At 72.1% G+C, this 15012-nt stretch carries 10 protein-coding genes; 1 reads left to right on the plus strand and 9 read right to left on the minus strand.

The window, feature by feature from the left end:
• Positions 1 to 4 precede the first annotated feature (4 nt).
• The 8 genes from ACIRD8_RS12005 to ACIRD8_RS12040 form a co-directional block, all read right to left on the minus strand.
• Complete coding sequence (locus tag ACIRD8_RS12005) at positions 5 to 1054, minus strand: aldo/keto reductase (RefSeq protein ID WP_403989304.1); 1050 nt, start codon at positions 1052 to 1054, stop codon at positions 5 to 7.
• On the minus strand, positions 1051 to 4902 hold the full coding sequence (locus tag ACIRD8_RS12010) for an ABC transporter ATP-binding protein (protein WP_403989306.1): 3852 nt from the start codon (positions 4900 to 4902) through the stop codon (positions 1051 to 1053). Before ACIRD8_RS12010 ends, ACIRD8_RS12005 begins: the two co-directional genes overlap by 4 nt.
• Positions 4899 to 6278 carry an LLM class flavin-dependent oxidoreductase gene (locus ACIRD8_RS12015; protein ID WP_403989308.1) on the minus strand — a complete coding sequence of 460 codons (1380 nt, stop codon included), beginning with the start codon at positions 6276 to 6278 and terminating at the stop codon, positions 4899 to 4901. Before ACIRD8_RS12015 ends, ACIRD8_RS12010 begins: the two co-directional genes overlap by 4 nt.
• Before the next feature lie 31 nt (positions 6279 to 6309).
• Positions 6310 to 7056: an ABC transporter ATP-binding protein gene (locus ACIRD8_RS12020; protein WP_403989310.1), complete on the minus strand. Its 747-nt coding sequence runs from the start codon at positions 7054 to 7056 to the stop codon at positions 6310 to 6312.
• Positions 7032 to 7916 (minus strand): ABC transporter permease, encoded by an 885-nt coding sequence (locus ACIRD8_RS12025; protein ID WP_403989312.1) that lies wholly within the window; start codon positions 7914 to 7916, stop codon positions 7032 to 7034. The genes ACIRD8_RS12020 and ACIRD8_RS12025 overlap by 25 nt, the downstream gene beginning before the upstream one ends.
• Positions 7913 to 8977: an ABC transporter substrate-binding protein gene (locus ACIRD8_RS12030; protein ID WP_403989314.1), complete on the minus strand. Its 1065-nt coding sequence runs from the start codon at positions 8975 to 8977 to the stop codon at positions 7913 to 7915. The genes ACIRD8_RS12025 and ACIRD8_RS12030 overlap by 4 nt, the downstream gene beginning before the upstream one ends.
• Before the next feature lie 13 nt (positions 8978 to 8990).
• Positions 8991 to 9548, minus strand: a complete 558-nt coding sequence (locus ACIRD8_RS12035) for a flavin reductase family protein (RefSeq protein WP_403989316.1) — start codon at positions 9546 to 9548, stop codon at positions 8991 to 8993.
• Positions 9549 to 9882: 334 nt separating this feature from the next.
• Positions 9883 to 11136, minus strand: a complete 1254-nt coding sequence (locus ACIRD8_RS12040; protein ID WP_403989318.1) for an ROK family protein — start codon at positions 11134 to 11136, stop codon at positions 9883 to 9885.
• A gap of 488 nt (positions 11137 to 11624) precedes the next feature.
• On the opposite strand from ACIRD8_RS12040, the gene ACIRD8_RS12045 reads away from it, so the two are divergent.
• A complete protein-coding gene (locus ACIRD8_RS12045; protein WP_403989320.1) occupies positions 11625 to 14039 on the plus strand; it encodes an endonuclease/exonuclease/phosphatase family protein in 2415 nt (804 codons plus the stop codon).
• Positions 14040 to 14093: 54 nt separating this feature from the next.
• On the opposite strand, the gene ACIRD8_RS12050 is transcribed toward ACIRD8_RS12045, so the two are convergent.
• Positions 14094 to 14999: an alpha/beta fold hydrolase gene (locus ACIRD8_RS12050; protein WP_403989322.1), complete on the minus strand. Its 906-nt coding sequence runs from the start codon at positions 14997 to 14999 to the stop codon at positions 14094 to 14096.
• Positions 15000 to 15012: the final 13 nt, after the last annotated feature.

Genomic DNA, 15012 nt, shown 5'->3' on the forward strand with positions numbered 1-15012 from the left:
CCCGTCAGGCGGAGAGCCCCTGGGCGGTGCGTCGGCGCTGTGCGGGGTCGGTGAGCGACGGCGGGGTGTAACCGGCGTCGCGTGCCGACAGGTTGGTGCCGGGCGGGACGATCTCGTCGATCCGGTCGAGGACGTCCTGGCTCAGCTTCACCTTGTCCGCACCCAGCTGGCTGTCCAGCTGTTCGAAGGTGCGCGGACCGATGATCGCGGAGGTGACGGCCGGGTGTTCGAGCACGAACGCCAGGGCGAGCTGCACGAGGGTGAGTCCGGCCTCCTCGGCGAGCCGGGCCAGGGCCTCCGTGGCGGCCAGCTTGGCGGCGTTCTCCGGGGCGGAGATGTCGAAGCGTGCCGCCTGGCGGGCGGTACGGCTGGAGGTGGGCTGCTCGGCGCCGGTGCGGTAGCGGCCGGAGAGCCAGCCGCCGGCCAGCGGGCTCCAGGACAGCACCCCGAGGCCGTACCGCTGGACGACCGGCAGCACCTCGCGCTCGATGCCCCTGGCCAGCAGGGAGTACGGCGGCTGCTCGGCGACCACGCGTTCGCTGCCCCTGCGCTCGGCGAGCCACTGGCCCTCGACGATCGCGGACGGCTCGAAGGTCGAGGTGCCGATGTAGCGGATCTTGCCCTGGTGGACCAGGTCGGAGAGCGCGCCGAGGGTCTCGTCGAAGTCGGTGCCGGGTTCGGGCCGGTGCACCTGGTAGAGGTCGATCCAGTCGGTGCCGAGCCGGCGGAGGCTGTTCTCGACCTCGCGGATGATCCAGCGGCGGCTGTTGCCCTGGTGGTTGGGGTCGTCGCCCAGGCTGCCGTGGAACTTGGTGGCCAGCACCACGTCGTCGCGGCGTCCGCCGGCGAGCGCCTTGCCGACGATGGTCTCCGCCTCGCCCGCCGAATAGACGTCGGCGGTGTCGACGAAGTTGATGCCCGAGTCCAGCGCGTGGTGGATGATCCGGATGCCGTCGGCGTGGTCGGGGTTGCCGCGGGGGCCGAACATCATGGTGCCGAGGGCCAGCGGGCTGACCTTCACGCCGGTGCGCCCGAGGGTGCGGTACTCCGTCATCGTGCGTTCTCCTTGACGAGTGCGTCGGTGGTGGGGTGGTCGGTGAGGGCGTCGGCGGGTGCGGGGTTGCCCGTCTGCCGGAAGGCTTCCCACAGGCGGTGGTACGGCCCGCGAGCGGCCAGCAGTGCGGTGTGCGTGCCGCTCTCGACGACGGTCCCGGCGTCCAGGACGACGACCCGGTCCGCGCGGGCCGCGGTCGTCAGCCGGTGCGCGACGACCACCGTCGTACGGCGCCGGGAGACGAGGTCGGTGGCCGCGGCGACCCGGCGTTCGGTCGCCAGGTCCAGTGAGGACGTCGCCTCGTCGAGCAGCAGGATGTCCGGGTTGACGAGCTCGGCGCGGGCCAGGGCCAGCAACTGCCGCTGCCCCGCGGACAGTCCTCTGCCCCGCTCGCCCACCGGCTGGAGGTAGCCGAGCCGCAGCCCGGCGATCATCTCGTGCGCGCCGACGGCGCGGGCCGCCGCCTCGACCTCCGCGTCCGGCGCGTCGGGGCGGCCGTAGGCGATGGCGTCCCGGACGGTGCCGCTGAAGAGGTGGGCCTCCTGCGGGACGAGACCGAGCCTGCGGCGGAACCCGGGAAGGTCCAGGTCACGCAGATCCTGCCCGTCGACCCGGACCGTACCCGCGGTCGGATCGTAGAACCGGGCCAGGAGCTTGACGACGGTGGACTTCCCGGCCCCCGTGGCACCGACCAGGGCGACGGTCTCGCCGGGTGCGATGCGCAGGGAGACGCCGTGCAGCACTTCCTGGCCGCCGCCACCCGCGTATCCGAAGGACACCCCGTCGAATTCGACCTCGCCGCGCAGTTCGCCGACGTCGAGGGGATGTTCGGCGGGCGGGGTCCCCGCCGGGGTCCGCATCAGCGTCCGGAGCCGGCTGAGGCCGATGACGGCCTGCTGGTAGCCGTCGAAGACCTGGGAGAGCTGCTGGATCGGCGAGAAGAACAGCTCGACGTAGAGGAGGAACGCGATCAGCGTCCCCGCGCTCAGCTCCCCCGCCCCGACCTGGCCGGCGCCGATGACGAGCACGGCGGCGGTGGACAGGGTGCCGAGGAACTCCACGAACGGGAAGAAGGTGCCCATGTAGCGCTGGGCGCGCAGCCGTGAGGTGCGGAAGGACCAGGCCAGCCGGGCGAAGTCGCGGGCGTTGTGGTCCTCCCGGCGGAACGCCTGGGTGACGCGGATGGCGGTGACGTTCTCCTGGAGGCAGGCGTTGACGGCGCTGATGCGTTCGCGGGCCTCCCGGTAGGCGGGGACGGAGTAGTGGCGGAACACCGCGGTCGCGGCGAGCAGCACGGGCAGCGCGACGAGCAGCACGACGGCCAGTTGGGTGTCGATGAAGAGGAGCGTGATCAGCACGCCGAGGATGGTCAGCAGGCTCACCACCGCGGTGATCAGCCCGGTCTGGAGGAAGTTCGACAGGGCGTCGACGTCGGTGGTCATCCTCGTCATGATCCGGCCGGCGGGCTCCCGCTCGTAGTAGTCGAGTCCGAGACGCTGGAGCTGCGCGAAGGTCTTCACCCGCAGGGTGTAGAGGAGCCGTTCGCCGGTGCGCCCGGTCGTACGGACCTGGGCCACGCCGATCAGCCAGTTCACGGCGACCACGACGGCGGCCGACGCGGCCGCGGCGAACAGCACCGCGCCGGCGTGGCGGGCGACGCCGTGGTCGACCCCGTGCCGTACGAGGACGGGCACGGCGATCTGCGCGCCGGCGTCCAGGGCGACCAGGAGCAGGCCCAGCAGGAGTGGCAGCCGCAACGGCCGCAGCAGGGTGCCGAGGTGGAAGTCGGGGTCGGCCTCCACCGCCTGCCGGGTGGAGATCTTCGGGTCCGCGGCGGGCAGGGGCAGCCGGGCGAGGCCCGCCATCAGTTCGGCGGACGGCGGTGCGGAGCCGAGCACCCCGCCGCCGGGTCCGCCGCGGCCGGGCCCGGAGGTGGCCGCGGCCTCGGCGAGTGCCTGGGCGGCCCGTACGGCGGTGCCCTCCTCGGCCTCGGTGTCGGCACTCTCGGCGCGCTGCCACAGGTGTGCGGTGACCCCGTCGACCGGCGGGGCGACGGGCTGTTCCTCCGCGTCCCCCGGGGTTTCGGCGGTGGAGAGCAGGGTGCGGAACAGGGCGGAACGGGAGCGGAGTTCGTCCAGGGTGCCGGTGTCCGTGATCCGTCCGCCGTCCAGTACGGCGATCCGGTCGGCGAGCTCCAGCGTCGATCTGCGGTGCGCGATGACCAGGGTCGTACGGCGGCGGGTCGCCTCGTGCAGCCCGGCGTGGATCTCGGCCTCGACCCGGGCGTCGATGGCCGAGGTGGCGTCGTCCAGGACGAGGACGGCCGGGTCGCCGACGAGGGCGCGGGCCAGGGCCAGGCGCTGGCGCTGCCCGCCGGAGAGGGTGAGGCCCTGCTCGCCGACGACGGTGTCGTAGCCGAGGGGCAGCCGCTCGATGAACTCGTCGGCGCGGGCGATGCGGGCGGCCGCGCGGACCTGCTCGTCGGTGGCGTCCGGGACCCCGTAGGCGATGTTGGCGCGCACGGTGTCGGAGAGCAGCAGGCTCTCCTCGAAGACGAAACCGATGCGGGAGCGCAGCGAGGCGGAGGTGAGGGCGCGTACGTCGGTGCCGCCCACCCGTACGGAGCCTGACGGCACGTCGTAGAAGCGGGGCAGCAGGGCGGCGGCCGTGGACTTGCCGGATCCCGCGGGGCCGATGAGGGCCACGGTCTCACCGGGCGCCACGTCGAGGCTGAAGCCGTCCAGGAGCGGTGCGGCGTCGCCGTAGGCAAAGGTGACGTCCTGCCAGGAGAGGGCCGGCGGGTCGTCGGGGAGCTCACGGGCGTCCGGGGCGTCGGTGATCACCGGCGCCTCGTCGACGACCTCCAGGACCCGCTCGGCGCCCGCCCGTGCCTGCTGCCAGACGGTGAGCAGCGTCGCCACCTGGCGTACGGGGGTGACGAAGGAGCCCAGGTACGTGGTGAACGCGAGGAAGGTGCCCAGCGAGATCCGGCCGTGCAGGGCCATCCAGCCGCCGAGGGCGAGGACGGCGACCTGGCCGAGGGCGGGCACGGCCTGGAGCGCCGGGTTGTAGCGGCCGGTGAAGCGGACGACCCGCAGCCGGGAGGCGAAGAGGGCGCGGGCGCGGTCCTCCAGGCCGGTGAGCTCCCGGGTCTCCTGGCCGAAGCCCTTCACCACGCGGACCCCGGTGACGGTCGCCTCCACCGCGGAGGCCACCTCGGCGGCCTCCTGCTGGGCGTGCCAGTTGGCGGGGAACAGGTCGCGGCGGCTGCGCAGGGCGATGAGGTAGAGCAGCGGCCCGACGACCAGGGCGACCACGGTCAGCAGCGGTGAGAGCACCGCCATGAAGACCAGAGAGACGAGGAACATCAGGGCGTTGCCCGTGAGGTTGGGCAGGAACTGCAGCAGGGTCTGGATCAGGGTGATGTCGGAGATGGACCGGCTGACGACCTGCCCCGTACGCAGATCGTCCTGCTGGGCGCCGCCGAGCCGCAGCAGCGCGGCGAAGGCGTCGTTGCGGAGGTCGTACTGCACGCCGAGGGAGAGCCGGCCGGAGCGGTAGCGGCGGGTGAAGCTCGCACCGAAACGGACGGCGCCGAGTCCGGCGAGGAGGGCGATCCACGGGAGGAGCGGTCCGGCCTCGCCCCCCGCCACTCCGTCGACGACGTGACGGAGGACGAGGGGCAGGGTGGCGGTGGCGACGGCGGCCACCAGGGCCGCTCCGAAGGCGAGGAGCAGGTCGGTGCGGTGGCGCAGGCAGTACCCGAGCATCCGGCGCGCCCAGCCGGGCGGCTGCCCGCCGGGCCGTCCCGTCCCCTCGTGCCGCCCCGGGTCAGGACAGTCGGTCACCGGGCCGCCGCCGTGGCGAGGCCGATGCCGGTGTGGCCCTCACGGGTGTCGACGGTGTCGAACAGCCGGTTGGACGGCCTCGGCAGGCCGTAGTGCTCACGCAGGGTGGAACCGGTGTACTCGGTGCGGAACAGGCCGCGCTCCTGGAGGATCGGGACGACCCGGTCCACGAAGACCTCCAGGCCGGAGGGGAGCACCGCGGGCATGATGTTGAAGCCGTCGGCCGCCCCGCTGTCGTACCAGTGCTCGATGGTGTCGGCGACCTGCTCGGCCGTCCCGGCGAAGGTGCGGTGTCCGCGCCCGCCACCGAGCCGGCCGATGAGCTGACGTACCGTCAACTTCTCACGCCTGGCGAGCTCCACGACCAGGGTGTAGCGGCTCTTGGCCCCCTCGATCTCGTCCTCGTCGGGAAGGTCCGCGGGGAGCTCCCGGTCGAGGTGCAGTTCGGAGGGGTCGAGCTTCAGTGTCCTGGCCAGCTGGCGCTTGGCGTACTCCGGGACGATGAGCCGGTCGAGTTCGGCGTCCAGTTCCAGCGCCTCGGCCTCGGTGTCGCCGATGACGGGGACGATGCCGGGCAGGATCTTGATGCCGCCCGGGTTACGGCCGAGCGCCTCGGCGCGCTGCTTGACGTCCTTGTAGAAGGCGATGCCCTCCTCCAGGGTCTGCTGCGCGGTGAACACGGCCTCGGCGTACCGGGCCGCGAAGTCCTTGCCGTCCTCGCTGGAGCCCGCCTGTACGAGCAACGGGTAGCCCTGCGGAGGCCGTTGGACGTTGAGGGGACCGTCGACCCGGAAGAACTCGCCGGTGTGCCCGATGGCGCGGACCCGGTCGGCCAGCGCGTGGACCCCGGCCTCCTTGTCGGCGACGACCGCGTCGTCCGCCCAGCTGTCCCAGAGCTTCGTGGACACCTCGACGAACTCGGCGGCGCGCCGGTAGCGGTCGTGGTGCAGGGGCGTGTCGTCGAGGCCGAAGTTGCGGGCCGCGTCGGCGCCGGCGGTGGTGACGATGTTCCAGCCGGCCCGGCCGCCGGAGACGTGGTCCAGCGAGGCGAATCTGCGGGCCAGGTTGTACGGCTCGTTGTAGCTGGTGGAGGCGGTGGCGATCAGGCCGATGTGCTCGGTGACCCCGGCGAGGGCGGTGAGCAGCACGGTGGGTTCCAGCTTGGCGGCGGGCCGCCGGCCGGGGTCACCCATCAGCACGGGTCCGTCGGCGAGGAACAGCGAGTCCAGGAGCCCGCGTTCGGCGATGCGGGCCAGGTTCCGGTAGTGCTCCAGGTCGGAGTTGGCTTCGGCGTGGCTCTCGGGGAGCCGCCAGGACGCCTCGTGATGGCCGGTGGACATCAGGAAGGCGTTCAGGTGGAGCTGCTTGCGCGACATGGGTGTCTTCTCCTCGGAAGAGCTCGGAAGATCAGTGCGTGAGCTGGGGCTGTGCCACGCCGAGGGCGGCGAGCAGGGTGTCGCGGTACTCCTGGAAGCGTGGTTCGCGGCGGGAGCGCGGGGACGGCAGGTCGATCCTGAGGTCGACGGAGATGAGGCCGTCCTCCAGGACCAGGACCCGGTCGGCGAGTTCCACGGCCTCGTCGACGTCATGGGTGACCAGCAGCACCGCGGGGCGGTGGCGCTCGTACAGCTCGCGCAGCAGGTCGTGCATCTTGATCCGGGTCAGCGCGTCCAGGGCACCGAACGGCTCGTCCGCGAGGAGGAGTTCGGGTTCGCGTACCAGGGCGCGGGCCAGGGCGGCGCGCTGCTGTTCACCGCCGGACAGCTCGTGCGGCCAGGACCGGTCACGTCCCTCCAGGCCGACCTCGGCGAGTGCCGTCAGACCCCGCTCACGAGTTCCGGGACCGCGCAGCCCGAGGGTCACGTTGTCGAGGACCCTCAGCCAGGGCAGCAGCCGGGAGTCCTGGAAGGAGAGGGAGACCCTGTCCGGTACGGAGAGCTCACCGGAACCCTCGACGGTGTGGTCGAGGCGGGCGACGGCCCGCAGCAGGGTGGACTTGCCCGAGCCGCTGCGGCCGAGGAGCGCCGTGAACTCCCCCTGCGCCACGGTCAGATCGAGCTCCTTGAGGACCTTACGGTCTCCGAACCGGCGCACCAGCCCGGAGGTGCGGATCGCGGGCCGTGCTTCCGTCAGCCCGCCAGTGTGCGTCGCCATGACAGGACCTTCCTTTCGACTGCGCGTACCGCCGCGTCCGAGGCGAAGCCGAAGATCCCGTAGGCCACCAGCCCCACGATGATCACGTCGGACTGGGCGTACTGCTGGGCCTGGAACATCATGTAGCCGATACCACTGGTCGCGTTGATCTGCTCGACCACGATCAGCCCGAGCCACGACGAGGTCACACCGAGCCGCAGGCCTACGAAGAAGCCGGGCAGCGAACCGGGCACGACGACCTTGCGGATGAACGTCGCACGGCTCAGGTCGAGCCCCTCGGCAAGCTCGACGTACCTGCTGTCGATACCGGTCAGCGAGGCGTACGTGTTGATGTACATGTTCACCGCGACACCGAGCGCGATCACGGTGACCTTCATCTGCTCACCGATGCCGAGCCACAGGATCAGCAGCGGAAGCATGGCGAGCGACGGGATGGCCCGCTTGATCTGCAGCGGACCGTCCAGCAGATATTCACCGCTGCGGCTCAACCCCGCCGCCACGGCCAGAATCACACCGGCCGACACCCCGAAGAACAGCCCCAGACCCGCACGCTGCAACGAGATCAGCACGTTGTCCTGGAGCCGGCCGGTACTGATCAGGTCGCCCGCGGTGGCGATCACCGTGCCGGGCGAGGACAGGATCCGGGGGTCGAGGTAGCCGGACGCGGAGGCCGCCCACCACACGAACACGAGCAGCGCCGGGCCGATCAGCCGTCCGAAGGGCAGCGCCCGGCCGGGGCCGAGACGCCGGCGGGTCCCCTTGGAGACATGTCCGGACCCGCCGGTGGCCGGTGGTCCGGCCGGCGGCGGCTCCGCCGTCTCCGTGGCGGTGGTCCGCGCTTTCGCCAACAGGTCGGTCATGACTTCTCCCGGTACTCGGCGGCCACGGCCTTGGCCGCCAGCCCTTCGAATCGGCGGTCGAACAGTTCGGACGCCTTCTGCTCCGGTACGAAGCCGCCCTCGGCCAGCAGGTCGGCGGTCTCCTGCTCCCACTTGAGTGCCTCGTCCCAGCTGACCGGGAACTGCGGCTTGCGCTGGGAGTCGACGATGCGCCGGCCGTCCTCCTTCGACACGCCCTGGTCCTTGACGTAGTACGTGTCGATCCACTCGTCCTGGTTCTCCCAGGCCCATACCTGGCCGCGCGCCCACAGGGGTATGAAGCTGCGGACGGCCTTGGCCTTCTCCGGGTCGTTGAGGACCTCGTTGGGCGCCCAGAGCACCGTCAGCAGGTCGACGACCTCCGTCTTCACCCCGCGGGCGCCGTCCTTGGCGTACTGGTCGAGGTACTTCGTGAGGGTCGGCTCCCCCAGGGGCGCCACATCGACCTGCGCGGACTGCAGGGCGGTGAGGAACTGGGTGCTGGGCAGGGCGACCAGTTCGACGTCGGAGTTCTTCAGTCCCGCTTCCTTGAGCGCGCGCAGGACGACGACGCCCTGCGCCTGGCCCTGGGAGAAGCCGATCTTCTTCCCCCGGAAGTCCTCGGCCTTCGTGATGGACGAGCCGGGGGCCGTCGCGAAGGTGTAGATCGGGTGCCTGCGGACCTGGACGCCGACGATTTTCGCCTGGACACCGATGGCGTGCGCCTGGATCGGCGGAATTCCCGCATTGGTGGCGAGGTCGATCGATTTCGCCCGGAATCCCTGAATGATATCGGGGCCCGCGGAGAGGTTCGGCCACTCGGTGACGGTGAACGGGAGCTCTTTCGCCAGCCCCGCGGGCTTCAGCTGGAGCTGTGCCGTACGGGCGGCGATCTTCAGTTTCGTCCCGGCCGCCGGGTTTCCGGACGGAAGGGCGCCGGCGGGTTCCGCACCGGCGACGGATTTCACCTGCGGCGAGCAGGCGGCAAGGCTCAGTACGGTGCCTCCCGCGAGAGCGAGGAAGGATCTCCGGGCCAGGGGCCGCCGGTTGTCGTGGCGTGTCATCGTGAATTCCTGATCACTGGTCGGGCGCGGGGCGGATGGAGTGGTAGGAGCCGTCGTGGAAGAGCAGCGGGCTGCGGCCCTCGTCCAGCCAGGACTCCTCGACCCTGGCGACGACGATGCGGTGGTCGCCGGCCGGGACGATGCTCTGGACGGTGAGCCGCAGCCAGCCGGTCACCCCGTCGAGGACGGGCTCCCCGCCGGGCAGCCGGCGCCAGCCGGTCGGAGCAGCGAACCGGTCGATCCCGCTGGTGGCGAACGTGGTGGCCAGCTGCTGCTGTTCGATGCCGAGGAAGTTCACGACGGCCGTGGTGGCCCGCTCGATGTGCGGCCAGGACGAGGTGGACGTCCCGATGCCGAAGGAGACCAGCGGCGGGTCGAGGGAGAGCGAGCTGAGCGAGGTGGCGGTGAAGCCAACCGGGCCGCGGCCGGCGTCGGCGGTGACGACGACGACGCCCGCCGGATACCTGCGGAAGGCCTGCTTGAACCGCTCCGGCGCGATACCGGGGGTGGCTGTGGTCGGGGCGGGTTCGGGCGGTCGGACGGCGGCGTACGAGGAAACCGTGACGGTCAATGTCTCTCCCCGGTCGGAGGGTGGAATGCGGGCGTGCGGAATCGCGCGACGGCCTACGGGGCGCGCGAGGGTGCACGGGAATACGGGCGGAAGGAGAATCACGCACGTGTGCGGACCGCCCGGTAATTCAGCTGGGGTTATCGGTTACCCGGACAGGGGCGACAACAGGAGCGCCGGGCGCATTCGCTCGTCGGCGCGGCCGCGCGGCAGAGGTGTGCCGCGGTGGGCACGTTCTCTGAATTCCGCTGTCGGCTGCTCATGAATCCATCTTCCCGTCGGGGCTGTGGCCGGTCAACAATGCAACTATTTGAATTAAAGCGGATACGGGAGGAGTTCAGGACACCGCGGGCAGCGCGGCCCACGGGCCCAACGGGTCGGTGTACAGGGCGCCCAGCGCCACCGCTCCGCCGGCTGTGGCCAGCACCGATCCGACGAAACTGCTGGGCACGACGGCCCGTTCCGGGTCGTCGCAGACGGAGGAGCGCATCCCCACCTCTTCCCGGAGGTCGGCGAGGCACTCCGGCAGCCGGCCCGCTCCGGGCTCGACCACCACCAGGCACTCCGGGTCGAACATGTCGAGGAGGAGGGCGGCGGCCCTGCCCACCAGCCGGGCGCGGCGGCGGAACAGCGCCACGGCCCGCGGCTCCCCGGCCATCGCGTGGTCCAGCAGCTCCTGGAACGTACTCACGTACAGGCTCTGGGCGGCGGCGCGGCGGATCATGGCCCGCTCGGACACCTCGGACTGCAGGCAGCCGGTGCGCCCGCACCCGCAGGGCTCCGCGTCGCCCGATCCGCCCGATCCCAGGGGGAGATGGGCCACGCTGCCGGCGCCGGAGCGCGGTCCCCTGTGCAGTTCACCGAAGGTGGCGAAGGCCCCGTCGACGACCGCGCCGATGAAGAGCAGCACCGTACTGCGCCGCGTCGACACCTCGCCGAACATCTGCTCCGCACGTGCCAGCGCCCGCGAGTGACTGTCCACATGGACCGGGAGCCCGGTGGCGGCGGAGAGGATCTCGCGTACGGGAACGGAGCGCCAGCCGAGGTGCGGATGCTCCACGACGACTCCGGCGGCGGGGTCCACCCGGTGCCCGGTGGCGACGCCCAGCGCCAGCACCTGCCGTCCCGCCGCATGGGCGTCCGTCAGCAGCGGCAGCCGGGCGGCCAGGTCGTCGAGGATCCGGCGGGGGTGCGTGTCGAGGTGCGGCCTGCGGTCCTCGGCGACGACCCGGCCGCGGAGGTCCATCAGGGAGACCGTCGAGTGCGCGACCGCGATGTGCGCCCCGGCCACCAGGAACCGGGAGGTGTCGATCTCCACGGGCACGTGGGGGCGTCCGAGCCCGCGCGGCCCGGTCGTCTCGGCGCCCTCCCGGACCAGACCGCGGGAGAGGAGCTGTGCCACATGGCCCGTCACCGAGGCGGGCGAGAGACCGGTGAGCCGGGCGACGGTGGAGCGGGCCACCGGCCCGTGGTCGAGGATCGCGCCCAGCACGGAGCCCGTGCCCGCACCACGGCGGGCCTGCCCGGTCGAGGGGATCTCGGAGCGGCGCGGGGGCCGGGAACCGCGGGTGGGCGCAGGCAGACGTGTCACAGGTCTTCCAGGTCCTCGATGGCAGCGGGCGTGGAGGTGAGCAGCCCGTGAAGGGGTCTCATGACGGAACGCGACGGCATCGTGCCGGCCGGCGTCCGCTGGGCCGTGACGGGGCGTCCCACGCGAAATCGGGGAGGAAGCAGATCCTCCGGGCGCGTGCGGACTCTCAGGTGCTCAGTCCCGGTGACACGCCGCGGAGCACACGCGCTTCAGGTCGACATGACCTCGCGTCGTCAGGTGTGCGGATCGCTGCATGTCACGCAACGTATCCGCAACGCCGTAAGACGGTCAAACACCTGCCCGCATCGTGGACGCCGTGGCCGGAGGGTGGGACGCCGGACCCGGTGCGCCCGGGCGCGGTCCGGGCGGCGTCCCAACTGCCCGGCGGCGGCGCTGGGATGACGCCCGGAATTAACCTCCGGTCTCTTGCCACGACCGTTCTACGCGCATAGTTTTTGGCCCTCACTACACAACTGGGGGCAGTTCCCGTGCACATAGCCAGACCCGGCTCCGCCCTGCTGGCCGCCGCCGTCGCCGTGACCCTGTCGGTGACCGCGCTGCCCGCCGCCTTCGCGGCACCGTCGTCGTCGGCCGTCATCTCCGAGGTGTACGGCGGCGGGGGCAACTCCGGCGCGACGCTCACCCGTGACTACATCGAGCTGGCCAACGCCGGCCAGAGCTCCTTCGCGCTGTCCGGCTACAGCGTCCAGTACCTTCCGGGGACCCCCTCCGCCGGATCGCTGTGGCAGGTCTCCGCGCTGTCCGGCGCCGTCGCGCCCGGTGGCCGCTACCTCGTCGCCCAGGCGGCGGGCACCGGCGGCACGGTGGCCCTGCCGGCCGCCGACGCGACCGGCACGGTCGCGATGTCCGCGGCGAGCGGCACCGTCGCGCTCGTCTCCGGCACCACCCCGCTGACCTGCAGGACCGCGGCGGACTGCGCCGCCGACACCCGGATCGTCGACCTCGTGGGCTACGGCTCCGCCGTGGTGCGCGAGGGCAGCGGCCCGGTGGCGGGCGCCTCCGCCACCGCGTCCGTGGCGCGCGGCACGTCGCTCGCGGACACCGACGACAACGCCGCCGACCTGACGGCGGGCGCCACGACGCCCGTCAACGCGGCGGGCGAGACGTCCGGGGGCTCCGAGCCGGGCGAGCCCGGCGGTCCGACCGAGCCCGGCACGGTCCGGGTGCACGACATCCAGGGCACGACCCGCCTCTCCCCGCTCGCCGGGCAGGCGGTCACCGGAGTCCCCGGCGTCGTCACCGGCGTACGGACCACGGGCTCACGCGGCTTCTGGATCCAGGACACGGCACCGGACGACGACGCCCGTACGAGCGAGGGCCTGTTCGTCTACACCGGCTCCGCGGCGCCCGCCGTCGCCGTCGGCGACTCGGTGCTGGTCAGCGGCAAGGTCGCCGAGTACTACCCGGCCGCCGACGCCCAGTCGCTCACCCAGATCACCGCCCCGCTGACCACGGTGCTGTCCTCGGGCAACCCGCTGCCGGACGCGGTCGTCCTCGACGCCGCCTCGGTGCCGGACACCTATGTGCCGACGGCCGGCGGCGGTTCGATCGAGTCCCTCGCCCTCGACCCGGCGGCGTACGCCCTGGATCTGTACGAGTCGCTGGAGGGCTCCCGCGTCACGATGGCCGACACCCGGGTGACCGGCGCGACGACGGCGTACGACGAGGTCTGGGTGACGGTGAAGCCCCGGGAGAACCCGACCCGGCGCGGCGGCACGCTGTACTCCTCCTACGAGGACCAGAACACCGGCCGCCTCAAGGTGATGTCGCTGGACGCCGCGCAGCCCGTCCCGGCCGCCGATGTGGGCGACGTGCTGTCCGGGTCCACCACGGGCGTCGTCGACTACGCGTCGTACGGCGGCTACAACGTGCAGGCCACTCGGCTGGGCACGCTGAAGGACAACGGCCTGAAGCGCGAGGTGACGCGGAAGCAGAAGCGCCAGGAGCTCGCCGTCGCCACGTACAACGTGGAGAACCTCGACGCGAACGACGCGCAGACCAAGTTCGACACGCTCGCCCAGGGCGTGGCGGTCAGCCTCTCGTCCCCGGACATCGTCTCGCTGGAGGAGATCCAGGACGACAACGGTGCGGTGAACGACGGCACCGTGGGCTCCGAGGCGACGCTGAAGCGCTTCACGGACGCGATCGTCGCGGCCGGCGGCCCCCGGTACGCGTGGCGCTACGTGGCCCCCGCCGACGGCAAGGACGGCGGTGAGCCCGGCGGCAACATCCGTAACGTCTTCCTCTTCAACCCCGCCCGGGTCGACTTCGTGGACCGCCCCGGCGGCGACGCGACCACCGCCGTGAAGGCGGTGAAGACGAAGAAGGGTGCCACGCTCTCCGTCTCGCCCGGCCGGATCAACCCCACGAGCACGGCCTGGGACAGCAGCCGCAAGCCGCTGGTGGGCGAGTTCCGCTTCCGTGGTGAGTCGGTGTTCGTCATCGCCAACCACTTCGCGTCCAAGGGCGGCGACCAGTCCCTGCACGGCCGCTACCAGGAACCGGTGCGCAGCTCGGAGACGCAGCGCGTGCGCCAGGCGGCGGAGGTCAACACCTTCGTCACCTCGCTGCTGAAGGCGGACAGGTCGGCCGAGGTCGTCACGCTGGGCGACCTGAACGACTTCGCCTTCTCCCCCACGGTGAAGACGCTGACCAAGGGCAAGGTGCTCAAGCCGCTGATCACGACGCTGCCCGCGGGTGAGCAGTACAGCTATGTCTACGACGGCAACTCGCAGACGCTGGACCACATCCTGACGAGCCCCGCCGTCCGCCGCTTCGACTACGACGTGGTGCACATCAACGCGGAGTTCGCCGACCAGGCGAGCGACCACGACCCGCAGATCGTGCGGATCGACGTGAAGGGCCGGGGCCACCGGCACTGACCCACTCGGGGTGGCGGCCGGCCCCGGCGGGCCGCCGCCCCGGACCCACCGGGCTCAGCGCGGTGCGGGCGAGCCCGCCCGCGCCTGGTGCGGGAGCCGGGCTACGGCCGGATCGAGGGGCTGGTCGGTGAAGAAGCGGGTCACGAGCGCGGCGACGTCCTCGGACCGCTCCAGCACGACCCAGTGGTCGGATTCCGGGAGGGTGAGGAAACGGCTCCCCTCGATCGTCGCGGCGAACTCCCGCTGGAGCTCCGGCGGCGTCACCGTGTCGTGCTCCCCGGCGAAGACCAGGGCCGGTACGCCGGACAGTCCGCCGGAGAAGTCCGGCGGGTCCCCCAGCGCCCGCCTCAGCGAGTCGGCGGCGTGCGCGGAGTGGGTGAGCGCGTGCAGGAAGGAACGCCGCACATAACGCCGGGCCAACTCCCGCCGGTGCACCGGGCGTTCCGGGTCCAGGCACATCAGCCCGTCGGCGGCCAGCGCCGCGAAGCCCTCCGTGTCCCCGTCGGCCAGCGCCTGCGTCGCCCGGTGCCAGTAGGCCCGCCGGTCCTCACCGATGTGCGTGGGTACGCCTCCGAGTACGAGCCGGGCGATGCGCCCCGGGTCGTGGCGCGCGCAGCCGAAGGCGATGGCCGCGCCGTAGGAGAAGCCGAAGAGGTTGATCCGGGAGGCGCCCAGGTCGTCGATGATCCCGGTGACCGCCGCGCGCAGGACCGGGGCGCTGGGGCCGGGCGGCAGCGGGTCGGCGGAGCCCATGCCGGGCAGGTCGGCGGTCACCACGTCGGCCACCGGGCCCAGATGGTCGTCCATCTGCGGCCAGCCGAACATGCCCTGCAGCGCGCCGCCGATCACCAGGACAGGTTCGGTGGCGGGTGCTCCGCCCGCGGCCGGGTCGCGGGGCAGGAGACGGTAGCCGTAACGCAGTCCGTCCACGGTGAGGGAGCGGATGATCTCCTCGGGCATGATGCTCCTCGCT

This window comes from Streptomyces sp. NPDC102451 (assembly GCF_044765485.1).
GTDB lineage: Bacteria > Actinomycetota > Actinomycetes > Streptomycetales > Streptomycetaceae > Streptomyces.

What these genes read in the sequence shown, in the direction of transcription:
- ACIRD8_RS12025 (WP_403989312.1), bottom strand. Translation starts at nt 7,916, where the DNA reads ATGACCGACCTGTTGGCGAAAGCGCGGACCACCGCCACGGAGACGGCG.
- ACIRD8_RS12020 (WP_403989310.1), bottom strand. Translation starts at nt 7,056, where the DNA reads ATGGCGACGCACACTGGCGGGCTGACGGAAGCACGGCCCGCGATCCGC.
- ACIRD8_RS12005 (WP_403989304.1), bottom strand. Translation starts at nt 1,054, where the DNA reads ATGACGGAGTACCGCACCCTCGGGCGCACCGGCGTGAAGGTCAGCCCG.
- ACIRD8_RS12030 (WP_403989314.1), bottom strand. Translation starts at nt 8,977, where the DNA reads ATGACACGCCACGACAACCGGCGGCCCCTGGCCCGGAGATCCTTCCTC.
- ACIRD8_RS12050 (WP_403989322.1), bottom strand. Translation starts at nt 14,999, where the DNA reads ATGCCCGAGGAGATCATCCGCTCCCTCACCGTGGACGGACTGCGTTAC.
- ACIRD8_RS12015 (WP_403989308.1), bottom strand. Translation starts at nt 6,278, where the DNA reads ATGTCGCGCAAGCAGCTCCACCTGAACGCCTTCCTGATGTCCACCGGC.